We start from the raw sequence: 16,721 nt of genomic DNA, 5'->3' as shown, positions 1-16,721 counted from the left end.
ACACCGACATGTCACGTGACTTCGTGACGCCGGAATGGAGAGTGATTTGAGCAAACTACGATACCTCGCGGGTCTGATGGCCGCGCTTTTGATTTTTGCGACACCGCTTTGGGCGCAGGAAGAAGAGGAGGCGTGCGATACTGCCCGTTGGTATTGCGTCGAGGCATTGAACAGCGGTCTGCCCCCCGTCACGCCCGAAATCGACCGTGAAACACCCCGCGCCACGATGGAAAGCCTCGTGCGGGCCGTGCGCCGCGATGATTGGGTCGGAGCCGCGCATCTGCTTGATCTGTCGGACCTCCAGCAGGACCGCCAGCAGGATGTGGGGGCATCGCTGATCCGGCAGCTTGAAACTGTGATCAGCCGGAAAACTGTGATCAACTGGGACAACCTGCTGGACCGGCCGGACGCGCTGGATGCGACATCCACCTCTGACAAGGCGATGGCGGGCACGCCGCGCAAATCACTGTTGTTGTGGACGCTTGATATGGACGACTACCCCGCGTCCATCCGTCTGAACCGGATCAAGCCCGAAGGGGGCGACCCTGTTTGGGTGTTCTCGCGTCACACGGTGCAGAATATTCCGCGTCTTTATAATCGCTACGGGCCTGGCCGGCTTGAGACGATGCTGCCCGAAGTACTGACGGAAAACACGGTAGTTGACCTTGCGCTGTGGGAACTGATCGGCCTGCCGGTGCTGATCGTACTGGCGGTTTACGTGGCGCGACTGGTCTGGTTGCTGACCGGCTGGGTCGCGGAACGCGTGCCGTCGCAACTGGCGCGGCAGATATTCCGATCGGTGCGCGGGCCTGCCTGTGTTGTCGTGTCGACCCTGTTTGTGATGGTGGTCGAGGCCAAGATTTTCTCGTTCTCGGCAGAGCTGACGACGGTGCTGGTTCCAGCCGCGTGGCTGGGGCTGATCGGGGCAGGGCTGTGGTTCGTCGTCAATTGCGTCGAGGTGATCTTGGATCACCTGACACAGGTCGAAGAAACCGATCTGACGCTTAAGGAAGAGGTGCACAAGCGCACCACTGCAACGCGCATCTCGGCGGCGCGTCGGGTCTTTGTTGTGGCGGTCGTGCTGGTCGGCGGCGGTATATTCCTGTCGCAGACTAATGTGTTCCAGAACCTCGGGCTGACATTGTTGGGGACGGCTGGGGCGGTCACTCTGGTCTTGGGCTTCGCCGCGCGCAGCATTTTAAGCAATATCATGTCGTCGTTGCAGATCGCCTTGAACGGGTCCGCCAAGATCGGCGACCGCATCGTGTTCAACGACGCGCTGTGCCATGTGGAGCGGATCCATTTCACCTATGTGCAGCTGCGCGACTGGGATGGCACGCGGCTGGTCGTGCCGGTGACCGAATTCGTCTCTACCCCGTTCAAGAACTGGACCATGCAGGAGCCGGAAATGTTGCGCATCGTTAAGATCAAACTGTCTCACACCGCAGATGTGGACGCGTTGCGCGACGCCTTCGACAAGGTGATCGATGAGCTGGACGAGAAATACGTGGGCAATCGGGATGATGTCTGCGTGCGGGTGGCAGGACAGGGTGTGCTGGGCAAAGACGTCTGGTTCCTCGTGCCCTGTGCTGATCCCAACACCTCGTGGGAGGCTGCCTGCGACGCGCGGGAAGGCATCATGGCAGAGATCCACAAGCTCGCCGAGAAAGAGGGAGTCGATTATTTCCCCCAAGCGGCGGCGGCAGAAGCGAGCTGATGGATGAGCTCTGACGCGTAGCCTGTCCAGCGGTCCCCGACTTGGCACGCGCGAGGCTTCCAGCATCTTCGTTCTGATCGCGATCAAGGACGCGGCAGCACCGGCTATCTCGGATGTGCATCTTTTGTTCTATTCTATATAATCCGTGTCATGTACCAGTTCGAATCTCAATTTCCGCTCAAGAATACCCGCACTCATGAGGTTTGCGGGGCGTCTGCCTACGCTTTTGCATATGCACTGGCCGGTCAAGTCTGTGGCGCGAATGGAGGGGCCGCGCTTTGGGTGCGTGAGGCATGGCACGGCACGCAGATCAATCCGGTGGGGGGCGCGGCTTATCTTGATCCATCGCAACTGCTGATCGCGCAGGCTCCGAGCCATATTGACGTGCTTGCCTCGACCGAGGAGGCGTTGCGGTCGGGGCATGTAGCAGTGGTGATCGCAGAGATCACGCAGCCCATCGGTTTGACGGAAGGGCGGCGTTTGCAACTGGCTGCGCAAGAAGGGAACGCTACAGGTCTTTGCATTTTGCCCGAGGGCATGGGGAACAATGCCGCGCAGACCAGATGGCACTGCACCCCGGTTTTTGATGAGGGCAACACAGCCGAGGACTCGACTCTGCAAAATTGGAAACTTATAAAGAACAAATCAGGAACATTATCGGCTTGGACTGTGAAGTGGAATGCGCAAACGCGTCGCATCAGTGTGGTTTCCCCGGCTGCCCAGCGATAGGGTGCTACGTGCGCGGACGCTTGAGATTGCCAATGACAATCGCCCTTTTGCGCTGGTCCAACACGAGAAAAATACCGACCGCATCTACTGTTTGAACCACGCGGCAGAGACGCAGGGGTTGCATCGTGGCATGGGGTTGTCAGATGCCCGTGCCTATTGCCCCGAGCTTTACAGCGCAGCAGCCAATCCCCAAGAGGACGCGCGGTTTTTGCAATCACTCGCCCGGTGGAGCAAGCGATACTGCCCTTGGGTGGGGTTGGATGGCACGGATGGTTTGGTCCTGAACATTACCGGGTCCGTGCATCTGTTTGGCGGTGAAGCGGAAATGCTGGATGACATGCGTCACCGGCTTGCGCGGGCGGGGCTGACCGGACGTATCGCGGCGGCCAATACCCGCGGGGCGGCTTGGGCGCTCACGCATTATGCCCGCAAGCCTGATGCGGATATCACTGCATTGCCCGTTGCTGCGCTGCGTCTTGACGAGAAAACTGACACGGCGTTGCAGCGGCTTGGCCTGCGGAAAATCTCGGACCTGTTGGCTTTGCCGCGCATGACAATCGCGCGTCGTTTCGGGCCGAATGTCATGTTGCGGCTGGATCAGGCAATGGGCACCCAAGACGAGACGATCGCACCGATTGGCGAGGCACCGCACTATGCTGTGCGCATGACATTGCCCGAGCCGATCGGGCTGAGCGCTGATGTGATGGCGGGCACGAAAAGGTTGCTGGATCAGCTTTGCGACAAGTTGAAACGTCAGGCCATGGGGGCACGGCGATTGCAGTTAACGATGCGGCGGGTGGATCAGGGCGCGCAGCAAATCGAACTGCGTCTCGCGGCACCAATGCGCGATGCAATGCGTATTTTGCCCCTTTTTGACCGGGGGATCCGGACTGTGGATGCTGGCTTTGGTATCGACCAGTTACGGCTTGAAGCGACGCAGGTTGAAAACCTTGCCGACGCGCAAATCACCGCGGCCACGGCGGCGCGCCCTGACGGGCTGGAGGATCTGATCACCCGTCTTGGTAACCGGATCGGGCTTGAAAACATTCAACGGTTTCTACCGGCAGACAGCCATATCCCCGAGCGGAGCTTTCAAATTGTACCAGCGGCCTACAGTACCGCCACGGGATCATGGTCCACTCTGCGGCCGCGCCCTTTGTGCCTTTTTCCGCCGGAACCTATCGCAGCCAGTGGGGCACGCCCGCCTGCACAGTTTCGCTGGCGCCGGATGTCGCTGACCACGGGGCGGGCGACGGGGCCTGAACGTATCGCCCCTGAATGGTGGTTGCCAGATGACAACTGGCGGTCAGGTGTGCGGGATTATTGGAAAGTGGACACAACGCAGGGCCGGCGATTGTGGTTGTTTTATACGCCGCAAAACCCGAACTGGTTTGTGCAGGGTGAATTTCCATGAAGGCGCGAAACCCGTCCCTGGATCCCGGCTATGCGGAACTGTGTTGCACGTCTAACTTTACGTTCCTGCGCGGGGCATCCCACCCAGAGGAATTGGTCTCTCGGGCGGCCGAGTTGGGGCTGAACGCCTTGGCCATCACAGACCATAATTCCCTGGCCGGGGTCGTTCGGGCCTATTCCGCTCTGAAAGAGCTTCGTCGCGAGTTGGGGGCTGATGCGCCCTTGCCAAGACTTGTCATTGGGGCGCGGCTGATCTTGCGCGATAGCGATACCCATTGGGTCGCATTGCCCCACGACCGTGAAGCCTATGCGCGGTTGACGCGGTTATTGACCCTTGGCAAACGACGTGCCCCCAAAGGTGCCTGCTATCTGGACCTGCCTGACCTGGTTCAAGGCTGTGCAGGCATGAGCTTGATTGCCGTGCCGCAAGCGTCCCTTAAAGCCAGTCAGCCCGATATTGTAACGCTGAAAAAACACTTTCCTGCGGATGTCTTTATCGGTGTCGCGCCGCGTTATGATGGCAGTGACCAGCGCTATTTTGATGCCTGCGCCACCCTCGCGCATCGCACCGCAGCGCCGATGGTGGCCGTGGGGGATGTGTTGATGCACCACGGTGCGCGACGGCAGTTGGCGGATGTTCTGACCTGCCTGCGCCATAATATTACCATCGATCAAATCGGCACGCGCGCCTTACCCAACGCTGAAAAACGCCTCAAGCCCGAAGCCGATATGAAGCGCCTGTTCGCCCGTCACCCGGCGGCCTTGCGCCGCACGACACAGATCGCGGCCAGGTCCAGCTTTTGCCTGTCCGAACTCAGCTATGATTACCCGGACGAGATCGCAGACAATGAAACGCCCCAAGACCGTTTGGCGCGGTTGGCGTCCGAGGGGCTGAAGGTCCGCTATCCCAAGGGGGCACCCGCGCGGGCCATTGCGCAAATGGAAAAAGAACTGGCGTTGGTCAAGACGCTCGATTTTCCGACCTATTTCCTCACGGTGCATGACATCGTTCAATTCGCGCGCTCCAAGGGGATCTTGTGCCAAGGGCGGGGGTCCGCGGCCAATTCGATCTTGTGCTATCTGTTGGGTATCACCGACGTCAGCCCCGAGACGATTACAATGGTGGTGGAACGCTTCGTGTCAGAACATCGCGGAGAGCCGCCGGATATCGACGTCGATTTCGAACATGAACGCCGCGAAGAGGTCATCCAGCATATCTACGCCAAATACGGCCGGCACCGCGCCGGGCTTTGCGCCACGGTGATCCATTTCCGCTCGCGCGCGGCGATCTCCGAGGTGGGCAAAGTCATGGGCTTGTCCAAGGATGTCACGGCCAATCTCTCCGGGCAAATCTGGGGCACCAGTAATGGCGGGGCGGACCCCGAGCGCGTTAAACAACTGGGGCTTGATCTATCGGACCCGCGTCTGGCGCTGACCATCAAGCTGATTGGTGAAATCATCGGGTTTCCGCGCCACCTGAGCCAGCATGTCGGCGGGTTTGTCATCACCAAGGGGCGATTGGATGAGCTTTGCCCTATCGAAAACGCCGCGATGGATGACCGCACGATCATCGAATGGGACAAGGATGATATCGACGCTTTGAATATTCTGAAGGTCGATATCCTGTCACTTGGGATGCTGACCTGTATCCGCAAAAGCTTTGATCTGATTGCGCAACATGAGGGCAAAAAATACAGCATCGCCAGCATACCCCAAGATGATGCGCAAACCTATGATATGCTGTGCGTTGCGGACGCCATTGGTGTGTTTCAGGTGGAAAGCCGCGCGCAGATGAACTTTCTGCCGCGGATGAAGCCGCGCGCATTATATGATTTGGTGATCGAGGTGGCGATTGTGCGCCCCGGCCCCATTCAGGGCGGCATGGTGCACCCCTATATCAATCGCAGACAGGGGAACGAAGCCGTGGTTTTCCCCTCGAAAGAGCTGGAAGACGTGCTGGGCAAAACGCTTGGCGTGCCATTGTTCCAGGAGCAAGCCATGCAGATCGCTGTCGTCGCAGCCGGGTTCCTGCCAAGCGAGGCAGACCAGCTGCGCCGGTCTATGGCGACCTTCAGGCGGATGGGGACGATTGGCCAGCTTCGCGATAAATTCATCAATGGCATGTTGGCGCGGGGCTATGAACAAGCTTTCGCCGAGAATTGCTTTTCCCAGATCGAGGGCTTTGGCGAATATGGTTTCCCTGAAAGCCATGCCGCCGCTTTTGCAATGCTTGCCTATGTATCGGCCTGGCTGAAATGTCACCATCCGGCAGCCTTTGCCTGCGGCTTGCTGAATGCGCAGCCTATGGGGTTTTATGCGCCCGCCCAGATCGTGCGCGATGCCCGCGAGCATCACATCGAAGTGCGCCCCGTCTGCGTCAACACAAGCGAATGGGACAACACGCTTGAAAAGCGCAGCGACGGGGCGCTGGCTTTGCGATTGGGGTTTCGCCAGATCAAAGGCTTTCGTGAAGAGGATGCCGGGTGGATCGTTGCCGCGCGTGGCAATGGCTACCCCGATCCCGAAGCTTTGTGGTTAAGGGCAGGGCTTTCGCCAGCGGTTCTGGAACGTTTGGCCGAAGCCGACGCCTATGCAGGGCTTGGCTTGGGGCGACGTGACGCGTTGTGGGCGGTAAAAGCGATCAAAGGCAACGCGCCCTTGCCGTTGTTCAATGATACGATCGAGGGCGAGGGCATTGCCGAACAGGCCGTTACCTTGCCCGCCATGCATTTAGGGCAGGAAGTGGTCGAGGATTACGTGGCCATGCGCCTGTCGCTGAAAGCCCACCCGATGGAACTGTTGCGCCCGGCAATGACGGGGCTGACAGCTCATGACGCGCTGCCCGAGGTGCCTTTGGGGCCTATGGCACAAAGGCCCATTTCTGTCTGCGGCCTAGTGATCACGCGGCAACGGCCCGGTACGGCGTCGGGTGTCGTTTTTCTGACGCTTGAGGATGAAACAGGTGTGTCAAATGTGGTGGTCTGGAAAAAGATTTACGAACAATTCCGCCGGGCGGTGATGACCGGGCGCTTGCTGCGCATCACCGGCCATGTACAACGCGAAGGTATCGTGGTGCATGTGATTGCGCATACCATCGAAGACGTCTCGCACTATCTCAGCCATCTCGGCCACCCGATGGATGATGCGGTAGGCATCACGCAACCCCAAGCCGACGACGCACCAAGATCCCGCACCCAACCCCGTGCCATACACCCCCGTGATCAGGCCAAACGCTTGTTCCCAAGCAGAGATTTCCACTAGTTGGGCTCTGAGCAGAGCGACCTATGAGCGGCGTAGGCGCGCTATTGAGCGCACCTACAAATCTCTTAAAAGTCCAGGTTCTCGACGCTCAGCGCGTTTTGCTGGATGAACTCGCGGCGAGGTTCTACGACGTCGCCCATGAGCTTGGTGAACAGGTCGTCTGCTTCGGCCATATCCGCGACCTTAACCTGCAACAGGGTGCGGGCGTCGGGGTCGAGCGTGGTTTCCCACAGCTGATCGGGGTTCATTTCGCCCAGACCTTTGTAGCGTTGCAGGGACAGGCCTTTTTCACCTTCGGCAAGGATCGCTTCCAGCAGGTCCATAGGGCCGTGGATCAGCTGGCTACGGTCTTTGCGGACCAGTTTGGCGGGCGTGCCGTAGACGTCTTGCAGGTGCTCTGTGAACCCGCCCGAGCGTTTGGCCTCGCCCGAGCGCAGCATGCGACCGTCGAGGGTGCGCACCTCTTCTACACCGCGCAGGATGCGGGCGAGGCGGACGCCGTGGTCTTGGGTGATGCGGCCTTGCCAGCCACGTTCCCATTCCAATGCGATCAGGTTCAGTCGCTCTGCGACCTTGTCGGCCACGCCTTGCAGATCGGCATCAACCGCGCCCGGCACAAAGGCACCGGCGATGGCGGCCTGTTCCAGAATATGGCGGGGATAATGGGTCGGGAAAGCTTCGAGAACACGGCGCATCTGGCGGGCCAGATCAACGACGCGCGCCAGATCCTGGCCGGTGATTTCCTCGCCATTGCCCTGTTTTAGCATAGCGCCTTCAATGCCCTGCTGGATCAGGTAGTCCTCCATCGCGGCCTGATCCTTGAGGTAGACCTCGGACTTGCCACGCGACACTTTGTACAAGGGCGGCTGCGCGATATAGAGGTGGCCGTTCTCGATCAGCTGCGGCATCTGACGGTAGAAGAACGTGAGCAACAGCGTCCGGATGTGCGCGCCGTCAACGTCCGCATCGGTCATGATGACGATCTTGTGGTAGCGCAGTTTATCGATGTTGAATTCATCGCGGCCAATTCCGGTGCCGAGCGCCATAACAAGGTTACCAATTTCCTGACTGCCCAGCATCCGGTCAAACCGGGCGCGTTCGACGTTCAGGATCTTCCCTTTCAGCGGCAAGATCGCCTGTGTCTGGCGGTCGCGTCCCGTTTGCGCAGAGCCACCGGCGGAGTCACCCTCCACCAGAAAGACTTCGGTTTTGGACGGGTCTTTTTCGGAGCAATCCTTGAGCTTGCCCGCAAGGAAGTTCACATCCATCGCGGTCTTGCGGCGGGTCAGGTCGCGGGCCTTGCGCGCTGCTTCGCGGGCGTGGGCTGCTTCGATGATCTTGCCGACGACGATCTTGGCGATCTGCGGGTTTTCCTCGAACCATTCGGACAGCTTTTCGTTCACCAAGCCTTCGACGGCGGGGCGCACTTCCGAGCTGACAAGCTTGTCCTTGGTCTGCGAACTGAACTTGGGGTCGGGCACCTTGACCGACAGCACGCAGGTCAGGCCTTCGCGGGCGTCATCCCCGGTGAAGGACACTTTTTCCTTCTTCGCGATACCTGAAGATTGCGCATAGTTGTTGATCGTCCGCGTCAGCGCCCCGCGGAAGCCCGCGGTGTGGGTGCCGCCGTCACGTTGCGGGATGTTGTTGGTAAAGGGCAGCACGTTTTCATGGTAGCTGTCGTTCCACCACATCGCGACTTCGACGCCGATATCGTCTTTCTCGCCCGTGATGAAAATCGGTTCGGGCATGACAGAGGTTTTCGATCGGTCGAGGTATTTCACGAATTCCTTCACGCCGCCTTCATAGAAAAGCTCGGTCCGCAGAGGTTCTGCGGGGCGTTCATCGGTCAGGATGATGCGCACGCCGGAGTTCAGGAAAGCCAGTTCGCGCAGACGTTTTTCCAGTGTCTCGAAGCTATAGTCGAGGTTCGAAAACGTCTCGGTCGAGGCCATGAACCGGACTTCGGTGCCGGTGCGTTCGGTGGGGCCCACGACCTCTAGGTGTTTGGTGGTGAAACCGCCTTCAAAGCGCGCGACGTGTTCCTTGCCTTCGCGCCAGATGCGCAGTTCCAGCCAGTCGGACAGCGCGTTCACAACCGATACGCCCACGCCGTGCAGACCGCCCGACACTTTATAGGAGTTGCTGTCGAACTTACCGCCCGCGTGCAACTGGGTCATGATGACCTCGGCCGCGGAAACGCCTTCTTCTTGGTGGATACCGACGGGAATACCGCGCCCGTTGTCACTGACCGAGATAGAGCTGTCGTCGTGAATTGTGACGTTCACTGCATCCGCATGACCGGCCAGCGCCTCGTCAATGCCGTTGTCCACGACCTCATAGACCATGTGGTGCAGACCCGACCCGTCATCGGTGTCCCCGATATACATGCCCGGACGTTTGCGAACCGCTTCTAAGCCTTTAAGAACCTTGATGGAATCTGCGCCATATTCCTCGGGGAGCTGATCGGTGTCGGACATTTTGGGAAACCTTCTTTTGTTACCCAATTTATAGTGTTTTCCGCCACGATTGTCACGCGCCTGACACAAGATTTTGCGTTAGACGAAGGGGATGAGCAAACCTACGCAGATCAGCAGCGCACCGGCCACAATGTTGATGCGTTTCAGGGTCGTCGGGTTGGTCATCAGGCCGCGCAATTTGCCCACCAAAGCGGCGATCGCAAGGTTGCCGAACAGCGGGATCGCGACGGATGCGGCGATAATCGCGCCCACGTCCAAGGCGGTGACATGGCGCAGGTCAAAGAAGCCCGGCAGCACACCGATATAGAACAGAACGGCCTTCGGGTTGCCTAGAATAGCCAGCAACCCGGCACCGAAACCGGCCCACGCGCCGGGGCGGGTCAGACGGTTGTCGCGGTCGATCTTGGCGTCGGCATGGCGGATCAGCAACACGCCCATGATCAGGAACACAGCACAGGCGATCCAGCGCATGCCAAGCATGAACATATCAAACACCGACAGGATCCAGCTGATGCCAAGCACCGCCACCAGCGGCCAAAGCATATCACCGATCGCCACCCCAAGGGCGAGCGGCCAAGCCGCGCCAAACCCGCCCGACAGCGCGCGTGCCATGATGGCCAGCCAGACAGGGCCCGGGGTCAGAAACAGGATCACCAACGCGCCGCAGTACAGCAGCAGATCGGGCAGGGCGATGGTCATGGAAGCATCCTTGCAGTTGATAGGCCGACGGCCTCTGTCACCTCAAGCCGTTGGGCGCGGGGGCCGAGCGTGTCGAACAGCTCTTCTCCGGTGCCGGTCATCCAGGCTTGGGCACCAAGGGCGCTGAGTTCGTCATACAGCGCGGCGCGGCGGTTGGCGTCTAAATGGGCGGCGACTTCGTCCAGCAGCAGCAGAGGCGGTGCGCCGAAATCAGCGGCCAGTGCACGGGCGTTCGCAAGGATCAGCGACACCAGCAGGGCCTTCTGCTCTCCGGTTGAACAATCACGCGCGGGCACGTCCTTGGCGGCATAGACCCCTTCAAGATCGGCGCGATGCGGCCCGATTAGGGTCCGCCCTGCTGAAAGATCCCGCATCCGGTTATCGCCGAGCGCCTGACGCAACCCCTCGGCGGTGGGGGGCATGTCGCAGATCAGATCAAGCGTCGCGGTGGGAAAGGCGGTCTCGGCCTGCGCCTGCGCCTCGGTGATGGCTTGCAAGGCAGCAACACGGTTGGCATGGATCGCGCTTCCGGCTTCGGCCATTTGCTGTTCCAGTGCTACATACCACGACGGTTCGCGCACCATGTCTTTGAGCAGGCGGTTGCGTTCCCGCATGGCCTTTTCATAGGCAAGCGACTGATCTGCATGGTCAGGCAGAAAACTAAGCGTCATGCGGTCAAGGAAACGGCGGCGACCTTCGGCTCCCTCGATCCACAGACGGTCCATCGACGGGATCAGCCACAGCACCCGCGCAATGCGCCCTAATCCGGTCTGCGCTGTCGCCTTGCCGTCAATCCGCACCTGCCGCGCGGCACCCGCCTCTGACCAGATCTCGACCTCGTGGAACTGGCCCAGACTGTGCAGATGTGCGGTGATCTTCCAGCCAAGCGCCTCTGGCCGGCGCGTCATATCCGACGCGCTTGACCGTCGCAGGCCGCGGCCGGGGGACAACAAAGACACGGCTTCCAGAATATTGGTCTTTCCCGCGCCATTGGGCCCGAAAATAGACACAGGCCGCGCATCGCAATCTACCACCGCACGTTTATGCGATCGAAAATGCGACAGCGTCAGCTGGGAGAGGTAAAGGCCGCTCATACGATTGGTATGAATGCGTTAAGATGTTCGACGTAGCTTGTCAGCGTCACACGCGCATCGGCATAACGACATAGACCGCAGACATATCATTGCCTTCGCGCATCAACGTCGGATCACCGGAGGAGTTGAACAGGAACACGGCGTTTTCACGATCCACCTGGCTTGCGATCTCAAGCAGGTATTTCGCGTTAAACCCGATCTCTAGGCGTTCGTCGGCATAAGCGACGACCAGTTCTTCCTCGGCCGCACCGCTGTCAGGCGCGTTGACGGACAACACGAGGCGGTCTTCGTCCAGTTGCAGCTTGACGGCGCGGGACCGTTCGGAGCTTACGGTCGCAACACGGTCCACGGCGCGGGCGAAATCGCTGGCGTCGACTTCCATCTTGCGGGTGTTGCCCTGCGGGATCACGCGGGTGTAGTCGGGGAACGTCCCGTCGATGACCTTGGAGGTCAGCGTGATGTCAGGTGTGGCAAAGCGGATTTTGGTCTCGGACACGGAAACGGCGATTTGCATGTCGTCGTCGTCCAGCAGCTTGCGCAGCTCGCCCACGGTTTTGCGGGGCACGATCACGCCGGGCATTTCAGCGGCACCCTCAGGCATGGGTGCGTCGATGCGGGCCAGACGATGGCCATCAGTGGCAACGCAGCGCAGCACCTTGCTGCCTTCGCTGTCCGAAATATGCATGTAAACGCCGTTCAGATAGTATCGTGTTTCTTCGGTCGAGATGGCGAATTTGGATTTGTCGAACAGGCGGCGCAGCACGGGGGCAGGGGCCTTGAAGTTCGACTGGTATTCAGAAGTCGCCATGACGGGGAAATCTTCGCGCGGCAATGTCGCGAGCGAGAAGTTGGACCGGCCTGCTTCGACGGTCAGACGCCCCGCGGCGCTGTCGGCGGTCAGGCTGATCAACGCGCCATCAGGCAGCTTGCGCACGATTTCATGCAATGTGGTTGCGGACACGGTGGTCGCACCGGCGCGTTCGACCTGCGCCGCGGCCTTGTCGACCACTTCGATGTCCAGATCGGTCGCGCGGAACGACGCGTCAGAGCCTTCGGCCTCGATCAGCACGTTGGCGAGGATTGGGATGGTATTGCGGCGCTCTACCACGGATTGGGCCTGTGATACGGCCTTAAGCAGCGCGGCGCGTTCAATGCTGAATTTCATATGCCATCTCCATTCCGGCAGTCCGGGAGGGCAAACTACCCGATACCAATGTATTCACAAGAGTTTTGTTGACTTTTCAGCACGAAACGAAGGCCCGTCAAGGCCTTCGCGTGTCTTCTGTGCAAGCTGGTGCTCTTAAGCCTCGAGAGAGCGGCGCAGCAGTTCCAGATCTTCGGCGATCTGACCGTCGTTCTGCTTGAGCTCTTCGATACGTTTCACGCCGTGCATAACGGTCGTGTGGTCGCGCCCGCCAAAACGGCGGCCAATTTCGGGCAACGATCGGCTGGTCATTTTCTTGCACAGATACATGGCGACCTGACGCGGGCGGGCATAGCTGCGCAGACGCTTGGGGCCGACCATATCGCTGAGGCGGATGTTGTAATGCTCGGACACTTTGCGCTGGATCTCTTCGACGCTGACTTTGCGTTCAGAGGCACGCAGTACGTCGGCCAGACAATCCTGCGTCAGGTCCATATTGATCTCGCGGCCGACAAGCGATGCAAAGGCGAACAGACGGGTCAACGCGCCTTCCAGCACACGGACGTTGGTGGTGATGCGATGCGCCAGAAATTCGAGCACGCCAGCTTCGACCTCAAGACCGGGGTAGTTCTTGCGCTGCGCTTCCACCTTGTTTTGCAGAATGCCAAGACGCAGTTCGTAGTCGGTCGGATGCAGGTCAACGACCAGACCGCATTGCAGACGCGATTTTACGCGGTCCTCAAGATCCTTGATCTCGCCCGGGGCGCGGTCTGCGGAAATGATGATCTGTTTGTTCTGATCCACGAGGGCGTTGAACGTGTGAAAGAATTCTTCCTGCGTGCTGTCCTTGCCCGCGATGAATTGAACATCGTCCACCATCAGCACGTCGACCGAGCGGAAGATTTCCTTGAAGTCCATCATCTTGCGATCACGCAGCGCCTGCACGAAGCGATACATGAATTGTTCAGCCGACAGATACAGCACGTTCAGTTCGGGTTTGCGGACCTGAAGCTCTTGCGCAATGGCGTGCATCAAGTGGGTTTTGCCCAAGCCGACACCACCATAAAGAAACAGCGGATTGAAGGTGACTGGGCCACCTTCGGCCACGCGACGTGCGGCGGCGTGGGCCAGTTCGTTGGGTTTGCCGACAACAAAGTTGTCAAAGCTAAAGCGGGCGTCAAGCGGGGCGGCGTTGATCTGGCTGTTCGCAGGCTGGGCTGCAGCGGCGGGCTTGGGGCGGGCTGGGGCAGGATCAATGGCGGCGGGCTTGTCCTGTGGGGCGACCGCGAATTTCAGACGGCTGATGCTGATGTCTTCGGACTGCATTTCGTGCAGCAGCAGATCGGCGAAGTTCTGGCTGACATAGTTGCCAAAGAAATTGGTCGGCACGAACAACGTGCAAATGCCGTCTTCGATGGGGCCAACAGTCAGCGGGTCAATCCAGGTGGTAAAGTTGTTCTGTCCAACCGTCTTTAAAAGCCGGTCCCGAATTGTCGTCCATTCTGCCTGCATCATGCGCCCTGCCGTCCCATTCTTTGATCGCTTCAGCACATACTGAAACGCTATTTTACTCAGTCAAAAGGCAACAGACCGTTTACCCGGTCCCACACAGAGAACCGGCCCGCCGTCCTTCGGACATTTTTACATAAGGCATGCCTGACGCGTGCGCTGGCGAAGCAAATCGCCAAACGTCGCTGCCGAACACACCGTTCGTCGTTTTCAAAAAGACAGGGCAAATGTGCTGGCAGCAGCATCTGCAGACGTCAGGTGGCCCCTAGCAAGACCATCCAAATTTCCCCGGCGGATGTTCGATATTCTAGCAAATATCTCGAACCGTTCGGGCCTGTCCCCCCAAGCGAAGTGAATCGCGTTTGATAGTGTTAGCAATCTCGGTCGGACTGATACAACACATCTTCAAACTTGACTCAGAGATTGGTGCAAAAGAATCTCATTCCCGTGATGCGAGTGCTACAGAAACAAAAAAGGCACCGCATAAGCGGTGCCTTTAGGTCGTAAATCATTGACGTTAGGTCAGCTAGGCTTAGCCCAGTGCTTTGACCCGCGACGCCAGACGCGACATTTTGCGCGACGCTGTGTTCTTGTGGAAAACGCCTTTTGTCACACCGCGCATCAGCTCGGGCTGAGCGGCGCGCAGAGCGGCAGTTGCTGCTTCTTTGTCGCCGGATGCGATGGCTTCTTCGACTTTGCGCAGGAAGGTACGGATGCGCGAACGACGTGCTTTGTTGATTTGGAAACGTGCTTCGTTCTGGCGGGCGCGTTTTTTAGCCTGAGGTGTGTTTGCCATGAGGATCAGCCTTCATCTTGGGTATGTTCAAATTGCAAATACGCGACACAAACCCAACGACCGGAACCGATATCCGATAAGGTGATTCTAGCCAGAGCGGGCTGCACGCGCATGTATTAGGGCTGCCTATAGTCCAACCCGACACGCAATGCAAACCCGCAAAGCTATTTACTTGTCCCGGAACTGCGCTTCGCGCTTTTCAAGGAAGGCGGACATGCCTTCTTTCTGGTCTTCCGTCGCGAACAGCGAATGGAAAACACGACGCTCAAACAGCAGGCCTTCGCGCAGGGGCACTTCGAACGACCGGTTTACGGCTTCTTTTACCACCATGGTCGAGATCATCGATTTCTCAGCGATCTTGGCGGCGGCGGCCATGGCTTCTTCCATCAGTTTCTTGACGGGGACGACGCGCGATACAAGGCCCGCACGCTCTGCCTCGGCAGCATCCATGAAGCGGCCGGTCAGGTTCATGTCCATCGCTTTGGATTTGCCGATGGCGCGGGTCAGGCGCTGCGTGCCGCCAATACCTGCGACAACACCAAGGTTAATTTCAGGCTGCCCGAATTTGGCGCTTTCGGAACAGATGATAAAGTCACACATCATCGCCAGTTCGCAGCCGCCGCCAAGGGCATAGCCCGACACAGCAGCAATGATGGGTTTGCGCACGCGCATGATCTGGTCTGTCTCGGGGGTGAAGAGGTCACCGGCAAAGACATCGACGAAGCTTTTGTCGCGCATCATGGCGATATCGGCACCGGCGGCAAAAGCCTTTTCCGAACCGGTGATCACGATGCAGCGGACTTTTTCGTTTTCCTGAGCCGATTTCAACGCATCGGCGAGCTCGGTCATCAGCTGGTCATTCAGTGCGTTCATCGCATCGGGACGGTTCAGCGTGACAAGCGCGATGTGGTTGTCGACGTCGACCGTGATCGTTTCATAAGCCATCAAGAATGCTCTCGTTTGTTACGCTTTGAAAGATGTGCATACCACGGGGGTGGGGTGTTTCAAGTTATCTTTGGCATTGCGGGCAGTAGAAGGAAGACCGCCCCGACTGGACGATTCGTGCAATCTGATGGGTGCAGCCTTCACTGCGGCAGGGCTCTGCCTCGCGGCCGTACACGTCAAAGCTGTGCTGGAAATAGCCCAATTCACCGTCCGCGCGTTTGAAATCGCGTAAGGTGGATCCACCAGCGGTAATCGCCTCGTTCAAGACATCGCGGATGATCGGGACCAATGCGCCCACACGTTTTGCCGCGATCCGTCCCGCTTTGCGCGCGGGGTGGATGCCCGCACGGTAAAGTGTTTCGCAGACATAGATATTTCCCAGCCCCGCCACGATCCGCTGGTCCAGCAACGCGGTCTTGATGGGGGTGTTCTTGCCTTTCAGCGCGGCGATGAGATGGTCTTCGTGGAAGTCATTGCCCAAAGGCTCCGGCCCGATCGACGACAGCAGCTTGTGGCTGTCAGCGCTGGCAGTGTCCAACAAGTCCATCGCGCCAAAGCGGCGCGGGTCGTTAAAGGTCACCCGCGCACCGTTGCCCATATGAAACACCACATGGTCGTGTTTTTCGGGGGCGGGGTGGTCATGCACGAACTGCCCCAATGGATCGCCCGAGATCAGCATCCTCCCCGACATCCCCAGATGCACCAGCAGCGATTCTCCTGACGACAGATCAGCGAGGATATATTTTGACCGCCGCCGCAGTTGGGTCACCCGTTGTCCTGTCAGCCGTGCCGCCATATCTGGGGGGAAAGGCCAGCGCAGATCGGGGCGATTTACCTCGGCGCGGGCGATCACCTCACCCTCCATCACGGGGGATAGACCGCGACGTACTGTTTCGACCTCTGGCAACTCAGGCATGGTTGTTCCCCTTCTGAC

General features: G+C 59.0%; 12 protein-coding genes. 4 read left to right on the top strand and 8 right to left on the bottom strand.

The features are described 5' to 3' along the window. The first annotated feature begins 46 nt into the window (after positions 1-46). From GLP43_RS00560 to GLP43_RS00545, 4 genes are all read left to right on the top strand, one after another. On the top strand, positions 47-1,717 hold the full coding sequence (locus GLP43_RS00560) for a mechanosensitive ion channel family protein (RefSeq protein WP_237277786.1): 1,671 nt from the start codon (positions 47-49) through the stop codon (positions 1,715-1,717). 150 nt (positions 1,718-1,867) lie between these two features. Further along, positions 1,868-2,446 carry an ImuA family protein gene (locus GLP43_RS00555; RefSeq protein WP_237277785.1) on the top strand — a complete coding sequence of 193 codons (579 nt, stop codon included), beginning with the start codon at positions 1,868-1,870 and terminating at the stop codon, positions 2,444-2,446. Further along, the gene (locus tag GLP43_RS00550; RefSeq protein ID WP_272903161.1) at positions 2,397-3,860 is read left to right on the top strand and encodes a Y-family DNA polymerase; all 1,464 of its coding nucleotides are present in this window, start codon (positions 2,397-2,399) and stop codon (positions 3,858-3,860) included. Before GLP43_RS00555 ends, GLP43_RS00550 begins: the two co-directional genes overlap by 50 nt. Further along, positions 3,857-7,120 (top strand): error-prone DNA polymerase, encoded by a 3,264-nt coding sequence (locus tag GLP43_RS00545; protein ID WP_237277783.1) that lies wholly within the window; start codon positions 3,857-3,859, stop codon positions 7,118-7,120. The genes GLP43_RS00550 and GLP43_RS00545 overlap by 4 nt, the downstream gene beginning before the upstream one ends. 65 nt (positions 7,121-7,185) lie before the next feature. Here GLP43_RS00545 and gyrB read toward each other — a convergent pair whose 3' ends face one another. The 8 genes from gyrB to mutM all read right to left on the bottom strand — a co-directional run bounded on the left by gyrB (position 7,186) and on the right by mutM (position 16,703). Next, positions 7,186-9,600, bottom strand: a complete 2,415-nt coding sequence (gene gyrB, locus GLP43_RS00540; RefSeq protein ID WP_237277782.1) for a DNA topoisomerase (ATP-hydrolyzing) subunit B — start codon at positions 9,598-9,600, stop codon at positions 7,186-7,188. 78 nt (positions 9,601-9,678) lie between these two features. Beyond that, positions 9,679-10,299: a LysE family translocator gene (locus GLP43_RS00535; RefSeq protein ID WP_237277781.1), complete on the bottom strand. Its 621-nt coding sequence runs from the start codon at positions 10,297-10,299 to the stop codon at positions 9,679-9,681. After that, positions 10,296-11,393 carry a DNA replication/repair protein RecF gene (recF, locus tag GLP43_RS00530; protein WP_237277780.1) on the bottom strand — a complete coding sequence of 366 codons (1,098 nt, stop codon included), beginning with the start codon at positions 11,391-11,393 and terminating at the stop codon, positions 10,296-10,298. The genes GLP43_RS00535 and recF overlap by 4 nt, the downstream gene beginning before the upstream one ends. A 46-nt stretch (positions 11,394-11,439) precedes the next feature. Next, complete coding sequence (gene dnaN / locus GLP43_RS00525; RefSeq protein ID WP_237277779.1) at positions 11,440-12,558, bottom strand: DNA polymerase III subunit beta; 1,119 nt, start codon at positions 12,556-12,558, stop codon at positions 11,440-11,442. Positions 12,559-12,693: 135 nt separating this feature from the next. Next, entirely contained in the window at positions 12,694-14,052 is a 1,359-nt protein-coding gene (gene dnaA / locus GLP43_RS00520; RefSeq protein ID WP_005850129.1) for a chromosomal replication initiator protein DnaA, read from the bottom strand. Positions 14,053-14,578: 526 nt separating this feature from the next. Continuing rightward, complete coding sequence (gene rpsT, locus GLP43_RS00515) at positions 14,579-14,842, bottom strand: 30S ribosomal protein S20 (protein ID WP_005850127.1); 264 nt, start codon at positions 14,840-14,842, stop codon at positions 14,579-14,581. 168 nt (positions 14,843-15,010) lie between these two features. Next, positions 15,011-15,787 carry an enoyl-CoA hydratase gene (locus GLP43_RS00510; protein ID WP_237277778.1) on the bottom strand — a complete coding sequence of 259 codons (777 nt, stop codon included), beginning with the start codon at positions 15,785-15,787 and terminating at the stop codon, positions 15,011-15,013. Between the two features lie 64 nt (positions 15,788-15,851). Beyond that, positions 15,852-16,703, bottom strand: coding sequence for a bifunctional DNA-formamidopyrimidine glycosylase/DNA-(apurinic or apyrimidinic site) lyase (gene mutM / locus GLP43_RS00505; RefSeq protein WP_237277777.1), 852 nt, complete (start codon positions 16,701-16,703; stop codon positions 15,852-15,854). Positions 16,704-16,721: the final 18 nt, after the last annotated feature.

It is taken from the genome of Sulfitobacter sp. M39, assembly GCF_021735935.1.
Classification (GTDB): Bacteria; Pseudomonadota; Alphaproteobacteria; order Rhodobacterales; family Rhodobacteraceae; genus Sulfitobacter.
Note: the sequence above shows the minus strand (reverse complement) of the source record. Positions and strands in the feature narration are given on the sequence as shown.

Coding starts and splice junctions, on each gene's coding strand:
- GLP43_RS00555 (WP_237277785.1), top strand. CDS start 1,868: ATGTACCAGTTCGAATCTCAATTTCCGCTCAAGAATACCCGCACTCAT.
- GLP43_RS00550 (WP_272903161.1), top strand. CDS start 2,397: ATGCGCAAACGCGTCGCATCAGTGTGGTTTCCCCGGCTGCCCAGCGAT.
- GLP43_RS00545 (WP_237277783.1), top strand. CDS start 3,857: ATGAAGGCGCGAAACCCGTCCCTGGATCCCGGCTATGCGGAACTGTGT.
- gyrB (WP_237277782.1), bottom strand. CDS start 9,600: ATGTCCGACACCGATCAGCTCCCCGAGGAATATGGCGCAGATTCCATC.
- GLP43_RS00535 (WP_237277781.1), bottom strand. CDS start 10,299: ATGACCATCGCCCTGCCCGATCTGCTGCTGTACTGCGGCGCGTTGGTG.
- recF (WP_237277780.1), bottom strand. CDS start 11,393: ATGAGCGGCCTTTACCTCTCCCAGCTGACGCTGTCGCATTTTCGATCG.
- dnaN (WP_237277779.1), bottom strand. CDS start 12,558: ATGAAATTCAGCATTGAACGCGCCGCGCTGCTTAAGGCCGTATCACAG.
- dnaA (WP_005850129.1), bottom strand. CDS start 14,052: ATGATGCAGGCAGAATGGACGACAATTCGGGACCGGCTTTTAAAGACG.
- rpsT (WP_005850127.1), bottom strand. CDS start 14,842: ATGGCAAACACACCTCAGGCTAAAAAACGCGCCCGCCAGAACGAAGCA.
- GLP43_RS00510 (WP_237277778.1), bottom strand. CDS start 15,787: ATGGCTTATGAAACGATCACGGTCGACGTCGACAACCACATCGCGCTT.
- mutM (WP_237277777.1), bottom strand. CDS start 16,703: ATGCCTGAGTTGCCAGAGGTCGAAACAGTACGTCGCGGTCTATCCCCC.